The following is a 22,343-nucleotide window of genomic DNA, read 5'->3' as shown; positions in this document are numbered from 1 at the left end:
GACGAGACCTTCAACTACAGCGACGGCACCACCGGCAAACGCATCTGGCGCATGAAGCACCTCGGCAACGGCCGCTTCAGCGGCACAGCCGACGACGTGGTGGGCACCGCGCTGGGCGAACAGCAGGGCAACGCCTTCCGTTGGGGCTACACGCTGCTGTTGCCCGTGGACGGCAAGACCTACGAGGTGCAGTTCGACGACTGGATGTACCTGATGGACGAGCGCGTGATGCTCAACAAGGCCGAGATGAGCAAGTTCGGCATCCGCCTGGGCGAGGTCACGCTGTCGTTCGTGAGGCGTGCACCATGAGCACGCCGAGCGCCTTCGTCGAGTCGCCGACGCAGACCACCGCCACTGCCGCAGGGCAGCGCGGCTTCTCGCTGTTCAAACCCATGAACCCGCCCATCACCGACTGGCGCGGCCTGCGCGTGTGGCTGGTGGGCGCCTCCAGCGGCATTGGTGAGGCCACCGCCTCCGCCTTGCACGCACGCGGTGCGCAGGTGCTGGTGTCGGCGCGCAGCCGCGAAGCGCTGGACCGCTTCGTGCTGAACCACCCGCCGCAGCACGGCGTGAGCGCTCAGGCCTGGCCACTGGACGTGACCGACGCCGACGCCGTGGCGGCCACCACCCGCGAAATTCTGGCGCAGGGGCCGCTGGATCTGGTGGTGTACTGCGCCGGCCACTACCGCGAGATGCGCGCCACCGAGATGGACATGGTCGACCTGAAGCGGCACCTGGACATCAACTACGTGGGCGCGCTGCACGTGCTCGACGCGGTGGTGCCCGCCATGAGCGCGCGCGGTCGCGGCCACATCAGCCTCATCAGCAGCGTGGCGGGTTTCCGCGGCCTGCCCAAGAGCCTGGCCTACGGCCCGACCAAAGCCGCGCTCACCAACCTCGCCGAAAACCTCTACCTCGACCTGGGGCCGCTCGGCGTGGGCGTGAGCGTGGTGCACCCCGGCTTTGTGCAGACACCGCTGACCGCGCAAAACGACTTCACCATGCCCGCGCTGATCACGCCGCCGCAGGCCGCGCAGGCCATGATTGCCGACTGGGGCCGCGGCGTGTTTGAGGTGCACTACCCCAAGCGCTTCACACGCTGGATGAAGCTCATGCGCCTGCTGCCCTACCGCGCCTACTTCCCCGCGGTGCGCCGCGCCACCGGCCTGTGAGCGACCTGTGAGTGACGACACCCGCGCGGCGGTGGACCGCCTCTGCGCGTACTTCGAGACGATCTCGCCGCAGTCGGTGGCTCGCATCGGGGAGTTCTACACGGCCGACGCGCGCTTCAAGGACCCGTTCAACGAGGTGCACGGCATTCCTGCGATCGAGCAGGTGTTCCGCCACATGTTCGAGAGCCTGCACGAACCACGCTTCGTGGTGAGCAGCCGCATCGTCGACGGCACGCAGTGTTTTCTGGTGTGGGAGTTCCGCTTCCGCTTCAAGCGGTTCGACACCACCACCGAGCAGGTCGTGCGCGGTGGCTCGCACCTGGTGCTCACCGTCGGCGGGCGGGTCAAAGACCACCGCGACTACTGGGACGCGGCGGAAGAGCTCTACGAAAAACTGCCCGTGGTGGGCAGCTTGATGCGGTGGCTCAAGCAGCGAGCCAACAGCTGAGAGTGATTCACCGGAGCGCGTGACCCATTTCAGGATGCCGCGGAACTGGCTTTGCCAGGCCGCAGGCATAGCCCCCTGCGGGGCGACGCGCCGCAGGCGCGGCGCAGGGGGTCAATCCGGCTTCGTGTCGACGAAGCTGGGGCGCTGGTTGAGTTTTTCGCCCAGACGCGCCAGGTTCGGGTACGGCGTGCGCCAGTCAATCACCGGGAAGCGGAAATCGAGGTACCCCAGCGCGCAGCCCACCGCCACGTCGGACAGGCTGAAGTGGATGCCCGAGCAGAACGGCTTCTCGCCCAGACCCTGACTCATGCTCTTCAGGCTCGCCTCGATCTTGCCGATCTGGCGGTCGATCCAGGCGTTGCTGCGCTGCTGGTCGGTGCGCCCGGTCCAGGTCGACTCCAGGCGAGCGAGGATGGCGGCATCCAGCACACCGTCGGCCAGCGCTTCCCAGGTTTTCACCTCGGCGCGCTCGCGGCCTTGCGTCGGAATCAGCTTGCCCACCGGAGAGAGCGTGTCGAGGTATTCCACGATCACGCGCGAATCAAACACCGCTTCGCCGCCTTCCATCACGAGGCAGGGCACCTTGCCCAGCGGGTTGGAGGTGGTGATCTGGGTGTCGGCCGACCAGACGTCTTCCAGGATGAGTTGGTAGTCCAGCTTTTTCTCGGCCATGACGACGCGCACTTTGCGCACGTAAGGGCTGGTGATGGCGCCAATGAGTTTCATGGAGGACTGGTGGGTGAAGACGGTTGCCCGTGGGAAGGCGATTTTAGCCAGCCGGTCCCCACGCCCGCTGACAAGGTTCGCCGAAAGCCCCCGCCTCCTACAATCCCGGGATGCGCCCGACCACCCCAACTCCCTCCGCCTCCACCCCCGCGGCCGCCGCCTCCCCGGCCGCGCTGTCCCCCATCTCGGCCCTGTCCCCACTGGACGGTCGCTACGCCGGCCGCCTGGGCCAGTTGCGCCCGTTCATGAGCGAACTGGGCTACATGCACCGCCGCGTGCAGGTGGAAATCGCGTGGTTCATCGCCCTGTCCGACGCCGGGCTGGCCGAGTTCAAGCCGCTGTCACCCGGTGCGCGCACCTACCTCATGGGCCTGGTGAAGAACTTCAGCGAGGCCGACGGCCAGGCCATCAAGGACATCGAGAAGATCACCAACCACGACGTGAAAGCGGTCGAGTACTGGATCAAGTCCAAGTTCGAAGCGCGGCCCGAGCTGGAAAAAGCCGCCGAATTCGTGCACTTCGCCTGCACCAGCGAAGACATCAACAACACCAGCCACGCGCTGCAGCTCAAGGGCGGACGCGACGCCGTGCTGCTGCCGTCGCTGGACGCGGTGATCACCAAACTGCGCGAAATGGCGCACGCGTTTGCCGCCGTGCCCATGCTCAGCCGCACCCACGGCCAGACCGCCAGCCCCACCACCGTGGGCAAGGAAATCGCCAACGTGGTGGTGCGCCTGGCCGCCGCGCGCGAGAAGATCGCCAGCGTGAAGCTGCTCGGCAAGATGAATGGCGCCGTGGGCAACTACAACGCGCACCTGAGCGCCTGGCCCGATTTCGACTGGGAAGCCTTCAGCCGCAACGTGATCGAACAGCCCGAGCCGCTCGGCCTGGGCCTGACCTTCCAGCCCTACAGCATCCAGATCGAGCCGCACGACTACATGGCCGAACTGTTCGACGCGGTGGCGCGCACCAACACCATCCTGATCGACCTCTCGCGCGACATCTGGGGCTATGTGAGCCTGGGTTATTTCAAGCAGCGCCTCAAGGCCGGCGAGATCGGCTCGTCGACCATGCCGCACAAGGTCAATCCGATCGATTTCGAGAACGCCGAAGGCAACCTGGGGCTGTCGAACGCGCTGTTGCGCCACCTCAGCGAGAAGCTGCCCATCAGCCGCTGGCAGCGCGACCTGACCGACTCCACCGTGCTGCGCAACATGGGCGTGGCCCTGGGCTACGCGGTGCTGGCCTACCACTCCATGGGCGTGGGCCTGGGCAAGCTGGAAATCAACGAAGAAGCACTGGCCGACGATCTCGACAAGGCCTGGGAAGTGCTGGCCGAGCCGATCCAGACCGTGATGCGCCGCTACGGCGTGTCGGGCGCCTACGAGAAGCTCAAGGAAGTCACGCGCGGCAAGACCGTGACGGCCGAGGCCCTGCACGGGCTCATCCGCAGCCTGGAGATTCCCGAAGCCGAAAAAGAACGCCTGCTGGCCATGACGCCCGGCAGCTACACCGGCAAGGCCGCGGAACTCGCCAAGCGGGTCTGAGCCAACGGTCTACCGCGCCCGTTCCGCATAGCGGTTGAAGCGCCAGGCATCGTCTTCGATGGTGATGCGACGCCAGGTGGCGCGCTTCTCACCGGGCGACATCTCGGTCCAGCGCTGCACCTCGTCGAAGAGGCGCCCGCAGCCCTTGCACACCTCATCACCCTGGCTGGTGGAGCAGATCGCAATGCACGGCGTGTCGGGCGTGGTGTCGTACCAGGCCAGCCAGGCTTCGCGCGCCGCAGCGGGCAAGGTGGCTTCGTCGGCTTCGGTTTCGCGGAAAAACACCAGCAGGGCGTACACCTCGGCCAGGGCGCGCGTGGGCTGGGGCAAGGCCACGCCGTCGGGCGAGGGCGCGCGTTCGCGCCAGAAATTGATGGCGGCTTCGATGTCGGTGATGTGGATGCCGGCCATGGTGAGGAACCTTGAAAGAGGTCGGATGATAGCCAGCACGGTGACGTCCTCCGGTCCGCACGGTCAATGCGGGCGGTGCGCTGTGGGAACTGCGTACGCTGGCGGATACCCCCGACCCGTACAATCATCGGCTTGCCCGGAGGGCGGGGACGCACGCGGTGTCCCATGTGGCGAATCACACGGTGCACGAGCCGTGCTGGACGCAACCACCTGCATTTGAACAAACGACAACGAGGAATTTATGGATTTCCTGACTGCGCCTGCCTTCTGGATCGCCCTCGGGCAGATCATCATGATCGACATCCTGCTCGGCGGCGACAACGCGGTGGTCATCGCGCTGGCCTGCCGCAAGCTGCCCCCCGCGCAACGCACCCAGGGCATCATCTGGGGCACCGCCGGCGCCATCATCCTGCGTGTGATCCTGATCTTCTTCGCGATGACGCTGCTGGCCCTGCCGTGGCTCAAGTTCATCGGCGCGCTGCTGCTGGTGTGGATCGGTGTGAAGCTCCTGGCGCCTGACGAAGACGGTCATGGCGATCTGGCCACCAGCGACAAGCTGCTGGCCGCCATCAAGACCATCATCGTGGCCGACCTGGTGATGAGCGTGGACAACGTGATCGCCATCGCCGGCGCCGCGCAAAACGCGGGCGAACACCAGATGCTGCTGGTGGTGCTGGGTCTCCTGATCTCCATCCCGATCATCGTCTGGGGCAGCCAGCTGGTCATCAAGCTGATGGCGCGTTTCCCGATGATCATCACCGCCGGCGGCATGCTGCTGGGCTGGATCGCCGGCGGCATGCTGGTGTCCGACCCGGTGCTGGCCAACCCGGACAAATGGCAGTGGATGCTCAAGCTGCCGCAGAACGACATGATCAAGTACGGCGCTTCGGTCGCTGGCGCCCTGATCGTGCTGGTCATCGGCAAGTACGTGGCGTCGCGCCAGGCCAAGGCCGCACCGGCGCACTGACGCCGCTCCTCAGCCCACTTCAAGCCGGCCGACCTGATGAAACTCATCCTCAAATGGCTGCTGGCGGCCTGCGCCCTCCTGTTGGTGGCCTACCTCTACCCGGGGGTGCAGATCCAGAGCTTCACCGCAGCGCTCATTGCCGCGGCGGTGATCGGTCTGTTCAACGTGGTGCTGCGCCCCGTGCTCGTGATCCTCACGCTGCCGGTGACGGTGATCACCCTGGGCTTGTTCCTGTTCGTGATCAACGCGCTGTTGTTCTGGGCAGCGGCCAGCCTCATGGACGGCTTCGGCGTCAACGGCTTTGGGGCTGCCCTGCTGGGCTCGCTGATCTACTCGGCGCTGATGCTGGTGGTGGACGCCGCGGTCAAAGCGGTGCTCTGAGCCGCCACCTCGGCCTGAAAAGCGCTCAGCGCTTGCTCTCTTCCTCGTCGCGCACGCTCTCGCGCAACAACGCTTCCACCTGACGCCGACGGCTGTCCACGATGGCCAGCTCCATCCCGTCGGCGTTGCGTTGCGCCACCGGCAGCGACTGGGCCGCGCGGAAGCGGTCGGCCGCCCCCGCGTAGTCGAGTTGCGCGGCCCGCGCCTCGGCCTCGGCCCGCACCGCGCGCAAGGGTTGACCCTGCAACTGGTGGGCCCGCGCCAGGGTCTGCCACGCCAACGCATCGCGCGGCTGCAGCACCACCCAGCTTTGCAGGCGGCTCACCGCGCGCTGCGGCTCGCCCGAAGCCATGGCGGCCTGTGCCCCCAGCAACACGCCGGCCCGTGCGCTGCTGACCAGAAACCGGTCCCGCAATTCGGCGAGCAAATTGACCTGGGCCGGGGTGGCGGGTGACGTGGCAGGGGAGAGCAGCAGCTCCAGCATCAAGGCGTCGGTCGCAAAGCGGGTGTCGGGCGTGGCCGAATCGCGCAGCTCCTGCGCCAGTTCCAACGCGCGGTCGCGCTGACCCAGGCGCAATGCCGACAGGGCGGCGGCGTAGCGTTCGCCCGGTTTGGCTTGGGCGGCCTGCCCCACCTGCAACCAGCTGCGCATGCGGTCGGGACCGTTCTCGGCCAGGACACGCGCGCGGGACGCCATGAGGCTGTGGACGGCCACGCTCGGACCTGGCCGTCCCGCTGCGGCGGGCAAGCCGGCGCTGAGGCCGGGCAGATCCAGCTTGAGGCCACCCGCGCCCACCGGAGGAGCCGGGTCCGCTCCCGTGGTCAGGCCGGCCGCCACAGCCGGGGCCACAGGCCCCTGAGGCAACCGGGCACGCATGTCCGCAATGCGTTCGCTGCTCAGCGGGTGGCTGCGCAAATACGGAAAAGCGCCGTCGTCGTTCAGGCGCGAAGCCTGCTGCAGCTTGTCGAACATGGTCACGAAACCCTGTCCGTCAAAACCGGCACCGGAGAGCACCCCAAAGCCCACCCGGTCGGCCTCGCGCTCCATGTCGCGCGAGAAATTCAGCTGGGACTGCGCGGCCACCGCCGTGCTGCCGGCAATGGCCGCGCCCGCCACCTGCGCGTTGGACCCGGCGGCCAGCGCGCCGAGGATCATCGCGCCCATCATCCAGGGTGCCATGCGCTCCTCGCGCGTCATCAGGCGTGCAATGTGGCGCTGCGACACGTGGCTGAGTTCGTGCGCCAGCACGGAGGCCACCTCCTCGGGCCGCTCGGTCACCGCCAGCAGGCCCAGGTTCACACCGAGGTAACCCCCCGGCATGGCAAACGCATTGACCGTGCGGTCGCGCGAAATCATCAGCTCCCAGGCCAGGCGCTCGCCCAGCTCGGGCGGCACGTCCCCCCGCGCCCGCGCAGCACCCATGAGCGGCTGCCACAGCGCCTGCAAATAGTCGACCAGCAAGGGGTCGTCGAGGTAGTCCGGGTCCTGGTAAATGGAGCGGGCGATCCGGTCGCCCAACCGCCGCTCGGCAGAAACCGACATGCCCTCGGCACCCCCCAGGCCGGGCAGCGCCGACGCATTGGGCGGGTCGTTGACCCCCTGCGCGTTCGACAACGAGGCAGGCACCAACGTGGTCGACGCCAGGATCACCGCACCGAGGGACCACAGGCGAAGCCTGCGCGGACGTGTCGGGGTCGTCGACCGTGGGGTCAGGGGAGTGAAACGCATCGCCGTATGATGCCGCCAACCCGTCCCGGTTCAGTCAAGCCCGTGCAAAACACCCACCATGTCCGTTACAAACCCGTCCTCCGCCAGCCCATTGACGCACTTTGACGCCCAGGGCCAGGCCCACATGGTCGACGTGGGCGACAAAGCCAACACCCGCCGCGTTGCCGTGACCGAAGGCCGCATCACCATGCAGCCCGAAACCCTGGCATTGATTCAGGCCGGCAACGCCAAAAAAGGCGACGTGCTGGGCATCGCCCGCATCGCCGGCATTCAAGCCGCCAAAAAAACCAGCGACCTGATTCCCCTGTGCCACCCGATCGCGCTGACCCGCGTGGCGGTCGAATTCGACATCGAGCCCGACACCCACAGCGTGCTCTGCCGCGCCACCGCCGAATGCACCGGACAGACCGGCGTGGAAATGGAAGCCCTGTCCGCCGTGTCAGTTGCGCTGCTCACGATTTACGACATGTGCAAGGCGGTGGACCGGGGGATGGTGATTGGGGGGGTGCGGTTGATGGAGAAGAGTGGGGGGAAGAGTGGGCGGTTTTTGGCTCGCGGCTGAACTCCAATTCACAAAAATCTGTTTTATTAAGCTTCACCTGCTTACCACCAACCTCGATTCATTCCATTGGGAGAATTGTTTTGGCCAAACAACCCTAAAACGTTCGGTATGAAGCTCCGCCAACTTGGTCTCGCCAACCATTTCTGCTGCCTCAATCACTTTGATAATGATTTCAGGATCTGGAAAGTTCTTGAGGACTCCCAATGCAGCATCCAGCACCAAGGCAGCATTAGACGGGCTCACTGTCGTCGTATTCACAACGGCATAAAGGACGTAATGTTGAAACAGCCAACTTTTCCCGACCTTCTTCAAAGTGTCTGATCGATAGTTTTCGTGTCGATCAACACTTGGAGTAAAAAGTTGTGACACTTTGAAGTAGTCCCAAGCCAGATAGGTCAAGCCAGCAAGCGCCAGCATCGCAAAAGTCGCTCGCGCCGGAAACGACAGAAAAGAGAAGCTGGAGCCAGAGAGAACACTTTGGCTTGTGCGATTGCTGTGCCAAACCAGCCACACCGCGCAGGCCGCCATCAATTGAGTGACTCCAAACCACAAGGGGTATTCAAGCAGGCTGTGGCTACCCAAAAGCAGCAGTACACCCCAGGCAAGTTGCTCCGACGATTTTTTAGCATTCCATGGTTTGAACTTCACCACCACGAAGAGCAAAGCCATCATCAAAAATCCAGCCACGGGCAAGCCGATAGTCACTGCAAGATGAAGCGGAAAGTTGTGTGCATTGGACAGTTTTTCACAGAACCGAAGCCCATCGTATGGCGTTATGTAGTGGGCGTAGGCAAGGCCATTCCAGCCCCAGCCTGTCGAGGGCTTCATCAAAATCAATTGCAGGACATTCGACCAAATCACCCTGCGGCTGGAACAAGGGGAGGTCACTGCAAACCGACTGACCAGATCACGACCTGAAGCGATGCCCAATATTTGCTGCAACCAAGGAAGAAAAAACGCAGCAACGACATAAAAAGATGCTCCGAGCACAACCACCAACACAACTCTCCGGCTCAGTCGGCCCCAATACAGCATCAGTGCAGACACGGAGATAACGTGGAGCATGCCTGTACGGGAGGCGGTGGCAGCCAGACCAACTAACAGCACTGCCGCAAGGACAACTGCCCAGAATGACTTGAGATACCGGTTCAGCACCATCCACCACAGACTTAGCAGGCCTGCACCCAGCAGAGTCGCAAGCAGGTTGACTTGATGAACGTTTGCGAGCACGTGACCGGGGTGCGTCAGCACCATCAATGGTGAAAAATCATTCTCAAGGTCGAAGAACTGCAGCAGTCCTATCGCTGCACTGACCACGGCTGCCAACAACCAACCAGCCGCTATGGCAATGACTGCCCGTTGACGTGTCCAAGGCAAGAGCAAAAGCAAAACGAAACCAGAGGCCCAAGCGACAATGTTCGGCCACATGTCGTTCTTTGGTCCGTACAGCACCGGCCACAGCCACGGCAGTGCCACCAGCATGCCGCTGGCGGCACAAACCATCCACAGGCTGAGTTGTGAATTCCAAAGATTTGCGGATTTAGTGTTCATCGCTGACGTCACAGCCTGACCTCACTCACCAGCCGTCCAGGTGCAGGTAAGCACGCGGCCTCCCGGTTTGTCGCTCCACCAAAACCACCCAGTCGGTTACGACGTCAAGAACGAGTGGCACATAGCCGACTTGCTCATCGCTCAACCCCTTTTCCCTCAAGACGCCATCGAGTAAGCCTGTCTTTTGGGGATTCTTGATTCGCAAATCTGTGATAGGTCGCAATTGAGCCATCACTTCTGGAACTTGAGACTCGTAGCTTTGCCAACGCGAAGGGCGGAAAGAGGGGTGCAACCCTTGTATCGACATCTGGAGACTGGCCAAGTGATCCGAATCACCTGATCTCGCCAAACGCACGCCAATGAGCCTAGGACCGGCGTAGCTTAATGATTGGAGTTCAGCCGGGGCCTCATCCAATCGATCGATGTTGATGTCGAGCGCTTGGACAACGCGGAATCGATCACCTTCGAATGCAATAAAGACAGGGCGTGCACTGGCCACTTGACTTAACCCATAAACCAAAGCGGCCACCTGTATAAGCACGATCAATCCCAAGTCCAGTCGCCACTTGTTTCTTGATTTCGAGGGACTGAAAAGTACCAGCGTAAGCAATGGTCCACAGACCACATCTACGGCCATAAGAATCAGAAACAGTGTACTGCCGCCCGAAAGGTCGCGCAGGGCACCTGGAAACCAGACGGCAAACACAAGCGGTGCAACACACAGCGCAATAATCAAACTGATCGAGAAATGGATCAATGCAGCAGGCGCGGCGGCTAAGACTCTGTTTCTCAAAGGCATCCTCGCAACCTTCAAAAAAAAGGAGCGCCGATGGCGCTCCTTTGAAAAGTGACAAAAACGCTTACTTGCACTCTGATGGAGCGAAGCGAGCGGGAAGTGACGCGCCCGTTGCAGGGATGTTAGTCCAGCCGGTGGTTGCTACGTTTTGAGCAAAGCAACGCCACTGAACGGCTTCTGCTGGTGGCGTGAAAGCTCCAGTGCCGGTAGGAAGACCAGTGTTCGCGGGCGCGTTCGGAACCACATGGAGCGTTCCGCCTCCAGCAGCAGCAGTAGTCGTGATGGTGATCACACCAGTTGCAGGAACAATGGCGACACTTTGTACGTTTCGCGACGCAGAAGGAGGGGTATAGCCATTAGCGTAGCCGGAAGCATTTGCCGATGGGTTACCCGAAGACAACACATCTTGCACGTTGACCTTGGCCGCAGATGCTGCAACCAGGCCTTCCGACACTCGGGCACGAACTGTGTAGTCCTGGTAAGCCGGCAGAGCGACAGCGGCCAGAATACCGATGATGGCCACCACGATCATCAGTTCGATCAGGGTGAAACCTTTTTGCATGGAACGCTTCATGGGAAAAACTCCTTGGGGGTTGGGTTGGGTACGCAGGTCTATGAGCAGACGGCGTGCCAACTCGAACTGGGGTGTTTTTTGCGGCCTATTTCACGCTTCACCGCCTCCCGGTGACGGTTTGTGACATCTGGGTCGGTTGATGACCGACATTTTTTGTCACCCCGGTGGGCCGGGACCGTTTTTGTCACCCCGCCCCAGGGGGCGTCAAAGCTCGAAGGTCTGCCCGGCGCTGAGCCAGCGGATGTCGTGGCGGGGGTGGTTGGCGGCCTGCGGCACATCGTCGAAGCGCCGGATCTCGTCCATGATCAGGCCGGTTTCGGCGGGCTTGGTGTGGGTGATGTAGATGGGGTAGCGCCGGCCGGGGTCGATCTGCGCCAGCTCTTCGGCGAGCAGGCCGGGCGCCAGGTGCAGGCTGCGTCGGGCCAGCGCTTCTTCTCGGTCGCTGAAGGCGGTCTCGATCACCAACTGGGCCACGTGCAACTGGTTGACACGTTGCCAGAAGGCGGGGTTGCGCCCGGTGTCGCCGCTGAACACCCAATGGCCCGACGGCGTGTTGGCGGCAAAACCCACCGCGGGCACGGTGTGCACGGCCGGCAGCACTTCCACCGCCTTGCCACACACCCGCAACACCTCGCCCACGGCAATGGGCACAAAACGCATGAGTGGTCGCTCGGCGCTGGGGATGGCGGAAAAGTCGGGCCAGATCAGGTTGTTGAAGATGTGGGCCTTGAGGGCAGCGATGGTGCCGGGCAGGGCGTGCACCTGCAGGGGCTGAGCGCCAGCCGAGAGCCGGCGCGCGGCCACGGCGTCGAGCATGAGCGGGAGCGAGGCCACGTGGTCCAGGTGCGAGTGCGTGAGCAGCACATGGTCGATCTGCGCCATCTCGTCCAGGGTGAGATCGCCCACGCCGGTGCCGGCGTCGATCAGGACGTCGTGGTCGAGCAGAAACGAGGTGGTGCGGCAGCCATGGGCGATGGCTCCGGAGCACCCCAGCACGCGTACCCTCATGGGCTGTTTGGCTTGGTGTGGCCGGCCGCGCCGGTCCCGGGTTGCGGGGCTTGAAGGGTTTCGATCGGTGTTGCGCCGTCCCACGCAGGGTCCAGCGGCAATCGCCTGCGGGAGGCTACCCTCTGCGCGTACAAGCGGTAAAGGACTTTTTTGGCATTTAGCCGCTGGAGGTTGAGCAGGTGGACGTCGCACGCATCCCAGTCCTGCGCGCGCCAGGTCCGCAAGGCCTGCTGCCACAGGCGAAGTTCGTCCCGCACGTTGGCGGGAAGATCGTGGGCACTGCCCAGGGGGGTGTACAGGACGGTGGGCGCGTCATCGGGTGTGACACGCAGGCGATCGATCTCCTGCCACGCCAGGTCGGGTTGGCGCTGCCGTTCTTGTTCGGTGGCGATGCGGTCGACACCGTAGACGGCGCGCAAGGCGGCCGGGTTCAGCGGCGGTGAACTGCTGGTGTCCTGGTCCAACAATCGTCTCAGGCGAGCGCTGGCCAGACCCAGCAAGGTCGCGGTCACCACCATCAGCGCCGTGGCCGCCAGCGGCAGCACCAGGCCATGACGCAAATGCAGCCAGGTGTTGAGGCCGCTCACGGCCAGCAGCACGGCCAATCCGAGCGCCGCACCCGGCCACAGCCCCAGGCGCGGCAGGGCACAGGCCAGCAACAGACCCGACACGACCAGAACCACCAGCTCGTAGCCGAGCGCGTAGTCGGGCTTGACCGGGAGGTGCCCGTCCAGCAAGCCGGTGATGAGGTTGGCGTGGGTTTCGACACCGGGGTAGTCGGCCCCCACGGGCGTGAGGCGAAGGTCTTGGAGTTCGGGGGCGGTGGTGCCCAGGAGCACGATCTTGCCCCTGAGCTGTTCCGGTGCCAGCCGCCCCGACAGGACCTCGGCGGCCGAGACGTAGGCGAACGATCCACCCTCGGGGCCACCGCGTCCCCGGAAGGGCACCAGCGCAGACACCCGCTCGTCCACCGGGATGGCGATGGTCTGACCGTCGTGCTGCAGGCGCAGGCTCTCCAGGCCACTGAAACGCCGCGACATCATCAGCCCCGAGGCAAAACCGGGCTCCACGGGGGGCAGGCCCAACACCCGGCGAAACATGGCCAATGCCAACGATTCGTAGGCGCGGCCCTGGTATTCGGCCAGGAGCGGCAGCGAGCGCACCACGCCGTCCTTGTCGGGCAGCGCGTTGAACGCCCCCGCGTGGGGAGCGGCCTCGGCCAATGCCGGGATGTTGGACTCCACCGCGTCCCACTGGGTGATGCGCACCGGGTGGCCGCGCAGCACGTCGGCGCTCAGCACCGGGGCCGGCAGCACGCCGCTGCTGCGGGCGGCTGGTTCGTTGCTGAAAAAATAGCCCAGCACCACCTCACGGTCACGCAAGGCTTCGGCCATCAACGCGTCGCCGCCGGCCTGGGGGTCGGGCTGTGGAAACACGATGTCGAAACCCAGCACCGCGATGCCCTGCTGCTCGAACAAGGCGTCCACCAGCGTCGCCAGTTGCTCCCGCGGCCAGGGCCACGGCCCCACCGCTGCCAGGCTCGCACGGTCGATGTCCACGATGACGACACGCGACTCGAACGTGCCGGGCATGCTGGCGCGCAAGCGGACGTCGTACGCCTGGTTGTCGATTTGATGGAGCGCATCCGTCGGCACAAAGCCCAATGCATGCAGCAGGGCCAGCCCGAGCGGGATCAGCGTGATCAGAAAGCGCAGACCGCGCAATTTCAAGGTCTGCTGCATGGGGTTGTGGTGGCCCGCCTGGACCGTGGTGGTCGGGCGCCTCGGTCTTTCGCGACAGAGGCCAGGCCAGCGGTGGTGTGGTTACTGCTGCACGAACTGCATCTTGGTGCCGGCCAGTTCCAGCATGTCACCGTGGCGCAGGTTCACCGCGTCGGTGCCGATGGGGTTGCCATTGATGGTGGGCTTTTGCACACCCTCGACCAAAGCGACCACGAAGCCATGCGGGCGACGGGTGATGGCGGCCACGGCGACACCCGGTTTGCCAATGGTGGTGACCACCTTCACCAGCGGCACTTCGCGGCCTGCGGCAGTGCCCGACATCACCTTGATCGCGGCATTGGCAACCACCATGGCCACCGTGGGCTCGGGCGCAACCACCGAACCGGCGTTGATCACCATGGTCTTCTCGTGGTTCTCGTTGGCACCTTCGTGCACGAACTTGATCTTGTACTTGCCGATCTCGACCGTGTCACCGCTCTGCAGCTGCTGCTTCTTGATCGCCTTGCCGTTGACGTACGTGCCGTTGGTGCTGTTGAGGTCTTCGAGGAACACGTCCATGCCGGACATCTGCATGACGGCGTGCTCTCCACTGACCGCCAGGTTGTCGATCACGATGTCGTTGTAGGGACGGCGGCCGAGCGTGGTGCGGTCTTTGGTGAGCTGCACTTCCTTGATGACGACACCGTCGATGGAAACGATCATTTTCGGCATGGCCGACTCCTCTGGAACCTGTAGATCTGTTGGTCTGAATCTGAATTACTTGCCCAGCATGCGGGAAAGCAATCCTTTGCGCACCGGTCTCGAACGAGCATACGCCAGTATCACCGATATGTTGTCCCGCCCCCCGGCATCGTTGGCAGCATCCACCAGCGCCTGGGCTTTCTCATCGAGCGTGCCCGCGGTGACGAGTATCGCGGCGATGCGCTCGTCGCTCATCATGTCGCTCAATCCGTCCGAGCAAAAAAGGTAGAGATCTTCGTCCTCCACCCGGTATTCGTTGACTTCAAGCAACACCGTGTCTTCCACGCCAAGGGCGCGTGTCACGAGGTTTTTGTGGGTGGCGTACTGGGCCTGCTCGAGCGAAATCAGGCCGGCATCGATCTGCTCCTGCAGCAGCGAGTGGTCGCGCGTGATCTGCACGAAGTTGCCACCGCGCAGGCGGTAGCAGCGCGAGTCGCCCACGTGCCCGATCATCACGCGCGCGTCCAGGAACACCCCCATCACGAGCGTGGTGCCCATGCCGGCATACTGCGGATTGGAATTGGCGGCGTTGAAGATGGAGCGGTTGGCGTTGTCGATGCAGATTTCCATGGCGCGGCGCAGCTCGCGCACGCTGGCATCCACCCCGCCCTCGGCCATCCAGCGTCCCAGCTCGGTCTTGATGAAGGTGGTGGCCATCGCGCTGGCGACTTCGCCCGCGTTGTAGCCCCCCATGCCATCGGCCAGGACCGCAATCTGGTTCTCCGCGTCCAGCGACACGGAATCTTCGTTGTTGTCCCGAACCAATCCAGGATCGGTCAGACAAAAATACTCAAAATTCATAGTGTTCAAGTTATACCCGCAGAACGATCCGGTCTTTTCAGGAACCGCGTGACGAAGCGGGCGGCGGCGTGACAAGCGTGGCAGCCATGGCGTTTTCCGACGCGTGCGGGAAAGCGTGGGTGGCCTCAAACGCTGTGTCGCTGGTCTGCGACGGCTGCGCATCGGGCGGTGGCAAGTCAGCGCCAGACGTCAGGCAGCGACGCAGCTGCGCGGCCAGTTCGGCTCCGGTCTGGTAGCGATCGGCGGGCGACTTGGCCAGGGTTCGGTCCAGCACATCGGCCAGGGCTTGCGGCAGTTCGGGCCGCAGGCTGCGCACACTGGGCGCGGGCTGGTTGGCGATCTGGTACATCAAGGCCGCCATGGAATCGCCCTTGAGCGGCAGGCCGCCGGTGAGCAACTGGAACAGCATCACGCCCAGCGAATACAGATCGGAGCGGCCATCCACGTGCAGGCCGGCGAGCTGTTCGGGCGACATGAAACTGGGCGTGCCCAGCACCATGCCGGTCTTGGTCTTGCTCGAACCGGTGATGCGGGCAATGCCGAAGTCGGTCACCTTGACCGACTGGGTCGACGGGTCGTACATCACGTTGGCGGGCTTGATGTCGCGGTGCACCACCTGCTGGCGGTGCGCGTGGTCCAGTGCGGCGGCCACCTGTTCGCCGATGCTCAGCACGGTGGACACCGGCAACAGGTTGCCTGCGCGCGAAAACTCCACGAGATCGCGGCCCGGCAGGAACTCCATGGCAATGAAGGCCAGGTCGTGTTCTTCGCCAGCGTCGAAAATGGTGACGATGTTGGGGTGCTGCAGCCGGCCCGCGGTTTCGGCCTCGCGGAAGAAGCGCTCGCGCACATCCACGAGTTCCGAGCCTTCGAACTCGGCGCTCAGCGCCAGGGTCTTGATGGCCACCGTGCGACCAATCTTCGGATCGCGGCCCAGATAAACCACACCCATGGCGCCCTTGCCCAGCTCTTTCTCCACCTGGTAGCGGCCCAGCATGGGCTTCTCCACGCCGCCGTTGTCCAGCAGCAGCGTGCCGCCCGGATGCGACGATCCACCGCCGAGCACCACCGTTTCCGACAGGTTCCTGGCGCGTTTCAAACGCCGCTGCACATCGGCATCGGAACGATCGAGCTTGGCCATGTGCTCGTACACCGCCTCGGCCTTGTTGAACTGGCGTTTGCGCTCGAAATCGAGCGCCAGGTGCTTGAGGTTGTCCATCAGCGCGTCGCTGAACGGCACGCGGCGCATGCGGTCGAACGCCATGTCGAGTTGGCCCTGGCCTTGCAGCGCCAAGCCCATCATGCGGTTGGTCTCGGCCGATTCTTCGTCGGACTTGGCCTTGCCCGCTTCGGTGACGAGGAACCGCCGCGTGGTGAGTGCGAGATGACCCATGAAGAGAAGCGCTGCCGGAAACACCAGCTGCAGCCAGGTGGCTGCCATGGACAGCAAACCGAACTCGGCACCCAGCAACGCCACAAACAGCACGGCGGTGCACGCGGCACCCGCTGCGGCCGACAGCCGGGGCAGCAACCACACCACATAACCCACGATGAGCAGCAAGACCGCCAGCACCGCCACGCCACCCCACACCGGCTGGGTGATGTGGTGTCCGTTGAGGATGCTGGAGGTGATGTGGGCCAGGATCGCAGCGGGCGACATCGCGGCCGACACCGGCGTGGTGAACAAGGTGCCCACGCCCGCAGCGGTGGCGCCGACGATCACGATCTTGCCGGCGTATTTGGTGGCCGGGATGCGCCCGGAGAGCACGTCGTAAAACGAATCGACCGCGAACGCCGGTTTGCCGTCGCGATCGGGATAGAACTGCGGCAGCAAACGGGCGGCGGCGTCGGTGGGGATCAGGCTGCGGCCCAGTTGCACGCCTTCGCCCGGCAACAACCGCAAGTCGCTGGCCGTCAGGTTCAGGCTGTTGGCGGCGATGGCCAGGCCCATGGAAGGCACAGCGAAACCATCGAAGTGAACCAGCAATCCCTCCTGCCGCACCGAACCGTCCACGTCGGGCAGCTGGTTGAGGTGCCCGACGGCCCGGGCGGCCTCACCGATCGCTGGCAAAGGCTGTTGCGAGCGCAGGGCGGGCACGCCAAAGGCCGAGCTGTCCGGCACCGCGCTGCGCTGGGCGAACGCGGGCAGGGGCTGATCGGCACGGCCTTGCAGCTCACCGAGCTCGAACACCGAGGGCACGATGACGTTGCCCGCGCGGGCCATGCTGGCCACGAGCCGGGCGTCGGAGTCCAGCCGCTGCTCGGCCTCACCGATGAAGCCAAGCAGGCGCTGCCGTCCGGCGTCGCCCAGGTCGTTCAAGGGCTCAGCACCGGCGGTGGAGCCGTCCAGCAGACCTCGCAGTTCGCGCAACTGAACCAAGCCCCGGTCGGTCTGGGGTTCGAAGAAAAACGCGGTGTGCGCCACCGTCTTGGCACCGGCGGCACTGAGCTGGTCGATCAACTGCGCGTGCACTTCGCGCGGCCACGGCCAGCGCCCAATGTTGGCAATGCTTTCGTCATCGATGGCGATGATCGCAATGCGGTCGCTGGCCTGCCTGGACGTCTGTGTGCTGGCCAGATCAAAGAAGCGGCGCTCCAGCGCACCAAAAAAATCGGTGGCGGCGTGCAAGGCAAACACCGCTGCGACGACGGCCAGGCCCATGGCGGCGTCCGACCGCCACAGAGGTCGTTTGCGCTGGGGCCGGCTCTGGCGTTGTGGGGTGGACACGGATGGGAGTGATCGGGTTGGTTGCAAGGCGGGCTGTCGAGCACGCATGGCAGCGCGACCCTACTAGAGACATCGGGCATCCACGGCCGACATTGAGCCCGAGTTGTTGCATTCTGTTTCAAGGCCCGCCTCGGGAGCAAGCCGATCTGTGTGTTTGAAGCCGAACACACGCTGCAAGCGAAAAAAAAGGCAACGCAAGCGTTGCCTTTGTCACGTCATCCCAAACGCCGATTCACAGCTGGGCCTTGAGCAACTTGCCGAGTTCGGATGGGTTGCGCGTGATGATGAAGCCCGACTCTTCCATGATGGCGAGCTTGGCATCGGCCGTGTCGGCACCACCGGAGATCAGCGCGCCGGCGTGACCCATGCGCTTGCCGGGAGGAGCGGTCACGCCGGCGATGAAACCGACGATGGGCTTCTTCATGTTCGCCTTGCACCACATGGCGGCTTCGGCTTCGTCCGGGCCACCGATTTCACCGATCATGATCACGGCGTCGGTGTCGGGGTCGTCGTTGAAAGCCTGCATCACGTCGATGTGCTTGAGGCCGTTGATGGGGTCGCCACCAATGCCGACGGCGCTGGACTGGCCCAACCCCACTTCGGTCAACATGGCCACGGCTTCATAGGTCAGCGTGCCGGAGCGCGAGACCACGCCGATGCGGCCCTTGCGGTGGATGTGGCCGGGCATGATGCCGATCTTGATCTCGTCGGGCGTGATCAGGCCGGGGCAGTTCGGGCCCAGCAGCAAGGTTTTCTTGCCACCGGCGGCTTCCTTGGCCTTCATGCGGTTGCGCACTTCCAGCATGTCTTTGACCGGAATGCCTTCGGTGATGCAGATCGCCAGATCCAGGTCGGCCTCAACGGCTTCCCAGATCGCCGCCGCGGCGCCGGCGGGCGGCACGTAGATCACCGACACGGTGGCGCCGGTCTGCTGGGCGGCTTCCTTCACCGAGGCGTAGATCGGGATGTTGAAGATCGACTCGCCCGCCTTCTTCGGGTTCACGCCGGCGACGAAGGCGTTTTTGCCGTTCGCGTATTCCTGGCACTTTTCGGTGTGGAACTGACCGGTCTTGCCGGTGATGCCCTGGGTGATGACCTTGGTGTCTTTGTTGATGTAGATCGACATGGTGTGTTTCCTAGTCAGTTGAGGACAGCGCTCATGGCCGTCCCCAAGGTCATTACTTAACGGCGGCGACGATCTTGGTCGCGGCTTCGGCCATGGTGTCGGCCGCGATGATGGGCAGGCCGGATTCGGCCAGCATCTTCTTGCCCAGCTCTTCGTTGGTGCCCTTCATGCGCACGACCAGAGGCACGCTGAGGTTGGTCGCCTTGCAGGCGGTGATCACGCCGGTGGCGATGGTGTCGCACTTCATGATGCCGCCGAAGATGTTGACCAGGATGCCCTTGACCTTGGTGTTCTTGAGCATGATCTTGAAGGCTTCGGTGACCTTCTCGGCGGTGGCGCCGCCGCCCACGTCCAGGAAGTTGGCCGGCTCGCCGCCGAACAGCTTGATGGTGTCCATGGTGGCCATGGCCAGGCCGGCACCGTTCACCAGGCAGCCGATGTTGCCGTCGAGGCTGATGTAGGCCAGATCGAACTTGGAGGCTTCCACTTCGGCCGGATCTTCTTCGTCCAGATCGCGGTAGGCCACGATCTCAGGGTGGCGGAACAGGGCGTTGGCGTCGAAGTTGAACTTCGCGTCCAGTGCCATCAGGTTGCCCTTGGAGTCGCAGTTCAGCGGGTTGATCTCCACCAGCGACGCGTCGGTGTCCATGTAGCACTTGTAGATCTTGGCGAAGATGTCCACGGCCTGGTCCACGGAGGCGCCGGTCAGGCCGATGGCTGCAGCCACCTTGCGCGACTGGGCCTCGGTGATGCCGGCCAGCGGATCGATCATCTCGGTGATGATCTTCTCGGGCGTGGAATGGGCCACTTCCTCGATGTCCATGCCGCCTTCGCTCGATGCGATCAGGGCCACTTTCTGGGTCGCGCGGTCGGTGACCAGCGACACATACAGTTCGTTCTTGATGTCGGCGCCGTCTTCGATGTAGAGGCGACGCACCTTCTGGCCTTCGGGGCCGGTCTGGTGGGTCTTGAGCTGCATGCCGAGGATTTCACCAGCGATGCGCTTGACGTCTTCAACGGTTTTGGCCACTTTCACGCCACCACCCTTGCCACGGCCGCCGGCATGGATCTGGGCCTTGACCACCCACACGGGGCCGCCCAGCTTCTGGGCGGCTTCGACCGCCTCCTGCACCGTGAAAGCCGGGATGCCGCGGGGCACCGGCACACCAAACTGGCGCAAGATTTCCTTGCCTTGGTATTCGTGGATCTTCATGAGGGCTCTCTCAGGAATGGGTAGAGGGATCGTCGACCGATCCGCGTCGGGTGGTCGAAAGAGGGGGCACTGAAAAACAGTAACCGGTAACTGTATCATGGTGCATTGCACCAAAATCGCGCACGGCCAACCGCCAGCAAGCGCGATTGTTGGACGTTCTCCTGAACCCTCACTGACAAGGCGGACCGGCCATGGCCAAGGTTTTCATCGACGGCGAAGCCGGCACCACCGGGTTGCAGATTCGCGAGCGGCTGCAGCGCATGCCCGCCATCGAGGTGGTGAGCATCGCGCCCGAACGCCGCAAGGACCCGGCGGCCAAACGCGAACTCATGGCTCAGGTCGATCTCGTCATCTTGTGCCTGCACGACGACGCGGCGCGCGAGTCGGTGGCCATGATCGACGCCATGGTCGGCCACCAGCCCAAGATCATCGACGCCTCCACGGCGCACCGCACCGCGCCGGGGTGGGTGTTCGGCTTCCCGGAGCTCGCTGCCGGTCAGCACCAGGCGGTGGTGAACGCAAACCGCGTGGCCAACCCCGGCTGCTACGCCAGCGGGGCCATCGCCATGCTGCGCCCCTTGATCGACGCGGGCGTGCTGCCCGCCGATCACCCGGTCTGCCTGCCGGCGGTGAGCGGCTACTCGGGCGGCGGACGCACCATGATCGAGTCTTACCAAAAAGATGAAGCGCCGGCCTACGAGCTGTATGCGCTCGGCTTGCAGCACAAGCACATCCCGGAAATCATGGCCTACACCGGGCTCACGCGCCGCCCCATCTTCATGCCGGCGGTTGGCAACTTCGAGCAGGGCATGCTGGTCGAACTGCCACTGCACCTGGACACCTTGCCCGGTCAACCGACCCTGGCCGACCTGCACGCGGTCTACGCGAAGCACTACGCCGGCAGCGAGTGGGTGAGCGCCGAGCCGGCCACCGAGAGCGGCAAGCTCGACGCGCTGGCCTTGAACGACACGAACAAGCTGGAGATCCGCGTGTTCGGCAACGAAACCACCCACCACGCGGTGGTGGTGGCCCGGCTGGACAACCTGGGCAAAGGCGCCAGCGGCGCCGCGGTGCAAAACCTGAAACTGATGCTCGGGCTTTAAAGACCCGCGTCGTCGTACCCGGCGCCCTGCACCACGCGCCGGATCGCTTCACCGCCAAAGCCCCGCGAGGCGAGAAACCGCATCTGCTTGCCCCGCTCGGCCAGGTCGGCGGGCGGCTGACCAAACTTCTTGCGCCAGACCTCGCGGGCGCGCGCCACCTCGGTGCCTTGCAGATCCGCCACCGCTTGCGCCACGGCCTCGGGATTCAGGCCCTTGGCCTGCAACTCCTGGCGAACGCGGGAAGCGCCCAGCTTCGCCGAGCGCTGATGCACCACCGATTCGAGCACACGCTGTTCGTTGATGAAGCCCTTGGCCTCCAGCTCGTCCAGCGCTTTTGCGAGCTCGCCGGGTTCGGTCTCGTGCTGGCGCAGCTTGCGCTGCAGCTCGGCGCGCGAATGTTCGCGCCCGGACAGCAAGCGCAGAGCACGTCCCTTGAGGGAGATCTGGTCAAAACCCATGTCAAACGCTCACGATCTGTGCCGTGAGCGCTGCCTCACTCGGCCAGCGGCGCGGTGTCGGACGCCGCGGCCTTGCCCGCTTTTGCGGCCTTGCCACCCTTGGCAGGCGCTGGCGCCTCGTCCACCGGCAGCAGTGGAACGCCCAGCTCGGTGCGCACCTTGTTCTCGATCTCGACGCGCAACTCGGGGTTCTCGCGCAGGAATTCGCGCGAGTTGTCGCGGCCCTGGCCAATCTTTTCGCCGTTGTAGGCGTACCAGGCGCCCGATTTTTCGACCACGCGGTGCACCACGCCCAGGTCCAGGATCTCGCCTTCGCGGCTGATGCCTTCACCAAACAGGATGTCGAACTCGGCCGTCTTGAAGGGTGGCGCGACCTTGTTCTTGACCACCTTGACCTTGGTCTCGTTGCCGATCGCCTCCTCGCCCTTCTTGATGGTGCCGGTGCGGCGGATGTCCAGGCGGACCGAGGCGTAGAACTTGAGCGCGTTGCCACCGGTGGTGGTTTCGGGGCTGCCGAACATGACGCCGATCTTCATGCGGATCTGGTTGATGAAGATGA

At 64.2% G+C, this 22,343-nt stretch carries 22 protein-coding genes and 1 pseudogene; 8 read left to right on the top strand and 15 right to left on the bottom strand.

Annotation, left to right across the window (positions count from 1 at the left end; all coding sequences use genetic code 11):
- From Q1W68_RS00205 to Q1W68_RS00195, 3 genes are all read left to right on the top strand, one after another.
- Positions 1-309: DUF3833 family protein (locus tag Q1W68_RS00205; protein WP_300715398.1), on the top strand; the 309-nt coding region annotated here is incomplete at its 5' end.
- 83 nt (positions 310-392) lie between these two features.
- Complete coding sequence (locus tag Q1W68_RS00200; protein ID WP_300715400.1) at positions 393-1,172, top strand: SDR family NAD(P)-dependent oxidoreductase; 780 nt, start codon at positions 393-395, stop codon at positions 1,170-1,172.
- Positions 1,173-1,179: 7 nt separating this feature from the next.
- Positions 1,180-1,620, top strand: coding sequence for a nuclear transport factor 2 family protein (locus Q1W68_RS00195; protein ID WP_300649008.1), 441 nt, complete (start codon positions 1,180-1,182; stop codon positions 1,618-1,620).
- Between the two features lie 111 nt (positions 1,621-1,731).
- On the opposite strand, the gene Q1W68_RS00190 is transcribed toward Q1W68_RS00195, so the two are convergent.
- Complete coding sequence (locus Q1W68_RS00190) at positions 1,732-2,346, bottom strand: glutathione S-transferase N-terminal domain-containing protein (RefSeq protein ID WP_300649007.1); 615 nt, start codon at positions 2,344-2,346, stop codon at positions 1,732-1,734.
- Between the two features lie 110 nt (positions 2,347-2,456).
- Here Q1W68_RS00190 and purB point away from each other — a divergent pair, with 110 nt between their 5' ends.
- Complete coding sequence (gene purB / locus Q1W68_RS00185) at positions 2,457-3,893, top strand: adenylosuccinate lyase (RefSeq protein WP_300715397.1); 1,437 nt, start codon at positions 2,457-2,459, stop codon at positions 3,891-3,893.
- Positions 3,894-3,902: 9 nt separating this feature from the next.
- On the opposite strand, the gene Q1W68_RS00180 is transcribed toward purB, so the two are convergent.
- Positions 3,903-4,304, bottom strand: coding sequence for a DUF3717 domain-containing protein (locus Q1W68_RS00180; RefSeq protein ID WP_300649005.1), 402 nt, complete (start codon positions 4,302-4,304; stop codon positions 3,903-3,905).
- A gap of 241 nt (positions 4,305-4,545) precedes the next feature.
- On the opposite strand from Q1W68_RS00180, the gene Q1W68_RS00175 reads away from it, so the two are divergent.
- Positions 4,546-5,271, top strand: coding sequence for a TerC family protein (locus Q1W68_RS00175; protein ID WP_300715396.1), 726 nt, complete (start codon positions 4,546-4,548; stop codon positions 5,269-5,271).
- A gap of 36 nt (positions 5,272-5,307) precedes the next feature.
- The gene (locus tag Q1W68_RS00170; RefSeq protein WP_300649003.1) at positions 5,308-5,652 is read left to right on the top strand and encodes a phage holin family protein; all 345 of its coding nucleotides are present in this window, start codon (positions 5,308-5,310) and stop codon (positions 5,650-5,652) included.
- 25 nt (positions 5,653-5,677) lie between these two features.
- On the opposite strand, the gene Q1W68_RS00165 is transcribed toward Q1W68_RS00170, so the two are convergent.
- Positions 5,678-7,381, bottom strand: coding sequence for a M48 family metalloprotease (locus tag Q1W68_RS00165; RefSeq protein ID WP_300649002.1), 1,704 nt, complete (start codon positions 7,379-7,381; stop codon positions 5,678-5,680).
- Positions 7,382-7,439: 58 nt separating this feature from the next.
- On the opposite strand from Q1W68_RS00165, the gene moaC reads away from it, so the two are divergent.
- Positions 7,440-7,943 (top strand): cyclic pyranopterin monophosphate synthase MoaC, encoded by a 504-nt coding sequence (moaC, locus tag Q1W68_RS00160; protein ID WP_300649001.1) that lies wholly within the window; start codon positions 7,440-7,442, stop codon positions 7,941-7,943.
- 33 nt (positions 7,944-7,976) lie between these two features.
- On the opposite strand, the gene Q1W68_RS00155 is transcribed toward moaC, so the two are convergent.
- From Q1W68_RS00155 to sucC, 10 genes are all read right to left on the bottom strand, one after another.
- Positions 7,977-9,494 carry an O-antigen ligase family protein gene (locus Q1W68_RS00155; protein WP_300649000.1) on the bottom strand — a complete coding sequence of 506 codons (1,518 nt, stop codon included), beginning with the start codon at positions 9,492-9,494 and terminating at the stop codon, positions 7,977-7,979.
- Between the two features lie 25 nt (positions 9,495-9,519).
- Positions 9,520-10,293: a TfpX/TfpZ family type IV pilin accessory protein gene (tfpZ, locus tag Q1W68_RS00150; protein ID WP_300648999.1), complete on the bottom strand. Its 774-nt coding sequence runs from the start codon at positions 10,291-10,293 to the stop codon at positions 9,520-9,522.
- Positions 10,294-10,354: 61 nt separating this feature from the next.
- Positions 10,355-10,864, bottom strand: a complete 510-nt coding sequence (locus Q1W68_RS00145; RefSeq protein WP_300648998.1) for a pilin — start codon at positions 10,862-10,864, stop codon at positions 10,355-10,357.
- A gap of 204 nt (positions 10,865-11,068) precedes the next feature.
- Positions 11,069-11,872 (bottom strand): 3',5'-cyclic-nucleotide phosphodiesterase, encoded by an 804-nt coding sequence (locus tag Q1W68_RS00140; RefSeq protein WP_300715395.1) that lies wholly within the window; start codon positions 11,870-11,872, stop codon positions 11,069-11,071.
- Positions 11,869-13,614 (bottom strand): CHASE2 domain-containing protein, encoded by a 1,746-nt coding sequence (locus tag Q1W68_RS00135; RefSeq protein WP_300648996.1) that lies wholly within the window; start codon positions 13,612-13,614, stop codon positions 11,869-11,871. Before Q1W68_RS00135 ends, Q1W68_RS00140 begins: the two co-directional genes overlap by 4 nt.
- An 81-nt stretch (positions 13,615-13,695) precedes the next feature.
- On the bottom strand, positions 13,696-14,325 hold the full coding sequence (locus Q1W68_RS00130) for an FHA domain-containing protein (RefSeq protein ID WP_300648995.1): 630 nt from the start codon (positions 14,323-14,325) through the stop codon (positions 13,696-13,698).
- 45 nt (positions 14,326-14,370) lie between these two features.
- Positions 14,371-15,156: a Stp1/IreP family PP2C-type Ser/Thr phosphatase gene (locus Q1W68_RS00125; protein ID WP_300715399.1), complete on the bottom strand. Its 786-nt coding sequence runs from the start codon at positions 15,154-15,156 to the stop codon at positions 14,371-14,373.
- Between the two features lie 37 nt (positions 15,157-15,193).
- Complete coding sequence (locus tag Q1W68_RS00120; protein WP_300715394.1) at positions 15,194-17,818, bottom strand: serine/threonine-protein kinase; 2,625 nt, start codon at positions 17,816-17,818, stop codon at positions 15,194-15,196.
- A gap of 298 nt (positions 17,819-18,116) precedes the next feature.
- A complete protein-coding gene (gene sucD, locus Q1W68_RS00115; protein ID WP_300648992.1) occupies positions 18,117-19,010 on the bottom strand; it encodes a succinate--CoA ligase subunit alpha in 894 nt (297 codons plus the stop codon).
- A 52-nt stretch (positions 19,011-19,062) separates the two neighbouring features.
- A complete protein-coding gene (sucC, locus tag Q1W68_RS00110; RefSeq protein ID WP_300648991.1) occupies positions 19,063-20,223 on the bottom strand; it encodes an ADP-forming succinate--CoA ligase subunit beta in 1,161 nt (386 codons plus the stop codon).
- 191 nt (positions 20,224-20,414) lie between these two features.
- Here sucC and argC point away from each other — a divergent pair, with 191 nt between their 5' ends.
- Positions 20,415-21,326, top strand: coding sequence for an N-acetyl-gamma-glutamyl-phosphate reductase (gene argC, locus Q1W68_RS00105; protein ID WP_300648990.1), 912 nt, complete (start codon positions 20,415-20,417; stop codon positions 21,324-21,326).
- On the opposite strand, the gene recX is transcribed toward argC, so the two are convergent.
- Entirely contained in the window at positions 21,323-21,784 is a 462-nt protein-coding gene (recX, locus tag Q1W68_RS00100) for a recombination regulator RecX (protein WP_300648989.1), read from the bottom strand. The genes argC and recX overlap by 4 nt on opposite strands.
- Before the next feature lie 35 nt (positions 21,785-21,819).
- Positions 21,820-22,343: pseudogene (gene recA / locus Q1W68_RS00095) on the bottom strand (recombinase RecA); the annotation flags it as partial.

This window comes from Hydrogenophaga sp. (assembly GCF_030158645.1).
Classification (GTDB): domain Bacteria; phylum Pseudomonadota; class Gammaproteobacteria; order Burkholderiales; family Burkholderiaceae_C; genus Hydrogenophaga.
This window is presented reverse-complemented; position numbering and strand designations above follow the sequence as displayed.

Bases quoted from the DNA above. Each gene is read 5' to 3' on its own strand.
- Q1W68_RS00170 (WP_300649003.1), top strand. From the start codon at position 5,308: ATGAAACTCATCCTCAAATGGCTGCTGGCGGCCTGCGCCCTCCTGTTG.
- argC (WP_300648990.1), top strand. From the start codon at position 20,415: ATGGCCAAGGTTTTCATCGACGGCGAAGCCGGCACCACCGGGTTGCAG.
- Q1W68_RS00155 (WP_300649000.1), bottom strand. From the start codon at position 9,494: ATGAACACTAAATCCGCAAATCTTTGGAATTCACAACTCAGCCTGTGG.
- Q1W68_RS00130 (WP_300648995.1), bottom strand. From the start codon at position 14,325: ATGCCGAAAATGATCGTTTCCATCGACGGTGTCGTCATCAAGGAAGTG.
- Q1W68_RS00135 (WP_300648996.1), bottom strand. From the start codon at position 13,614: ATGCAGCAGACCTTGAAATTGCGCGGTCTGCGCTTTCTGATCACGCTG.
- Q1W68_RS00120 (WP_300715394.1), bottom strand. From the start codon at position 17,818: ATGGGCCTGGCCGTCGTCGCAGCGGTGTTTGCCTTGCACGCCGCCACC.
- tfpZ (WP_300648999.1), bottom strand. From the start codon at position 10,293: ATGCCTTTGAGAAACAGAGTCTTAGCCGCCGCGCCTGCTGCATTGATC.
- Q1W68_RS00125 (WP_300715399.1), bottom strand. From the start codon at position 15,156: ATGAATTTTGAGTATTTTTGTCTGACCGATCCTGGATTGGTTCGGGAC.
- purB (WP_300715397.1), top strand. From the start codon at position 2,457: ATGCGCCCGACCACCCCAACTCCCTCCGCCTCCACCCCCGCGGCCGCC.
- Q1W68_RS00145 (WP_300648998.1), bottom strand. From the start codon at position 10,864: ATGAAGCGTTCCATGCAAAAAGGTTTCACCCTGATCGAACTGATGATC.
- moaC (WP_300649001.1), top strand. From the start codon at position 7,440: ATGTCCGTTACAAACCCGTCCTCCGCCAGCCCATTGACGCACTTTGAC.
- Q1W68_RS00190 (WP_300649007.1), bottom strand. From the start codon at position 2,346: ATGAAACTCATTGGCGCCATCACCAGCCCTTACGTGCGCAAAGTGCGC.
- sucD (WP_300648992.1), bottom strand. From the start codon at position 19,010: ATGTCGATCTACATCAACAAAGACACCAAGGTCATCACCCAGGGCATC.
- Q1W68_RS00140 (WP_300715395.1), bottom strand. From the start codon at position 11,872: ATGAGGGTACGCGTGCTGGGGTGCTCCGGAGCCATCGCCCATGGCTGC.
- Q1W68_RS00180 (WP_300649005.1), bottom strand. From the start codon at position 4,304: ATGGCCGGCATCCACATCACCGACATCGAAGCCGCCATCAATTTCTGG.
- recX (WP_300648989.1), bottom strand. From the start codon at position 21,784: ATGGGTTTTGACCAGATCTCCCTCAAGGGACGTGCTCTGCGCTTGCTG.
- Q1W68_RS00200 (WP_300715400.1), top strand. From the start codon at position 393: ATGAACCCGCCCATCACCGACTGGCGCGGCCTGCGCGTGTGGCTGGTG.
- Q1W68_RS00175 (WP_300715396.1), top strand. From the start codon at position 4,546: ATGGATTTCCTGACTGCGCCTGCCTTCTGGATCGCCCTCGGGCAGATC.
- Q1W68_RS00165 (WP_300649002.1), bottom strand. From the start codon at position 7,381: ATGCGTTTCACTCCCCTGACCCCACGGTCGACGACCCCGACACGTCCG.
- sucC (WP_300648991.1), bottom strand. From the start codon at position 20,223: ATGAAGATCCACGAATACCAAGGCAAGGAAATCTTGCGCCAGTTTGGT.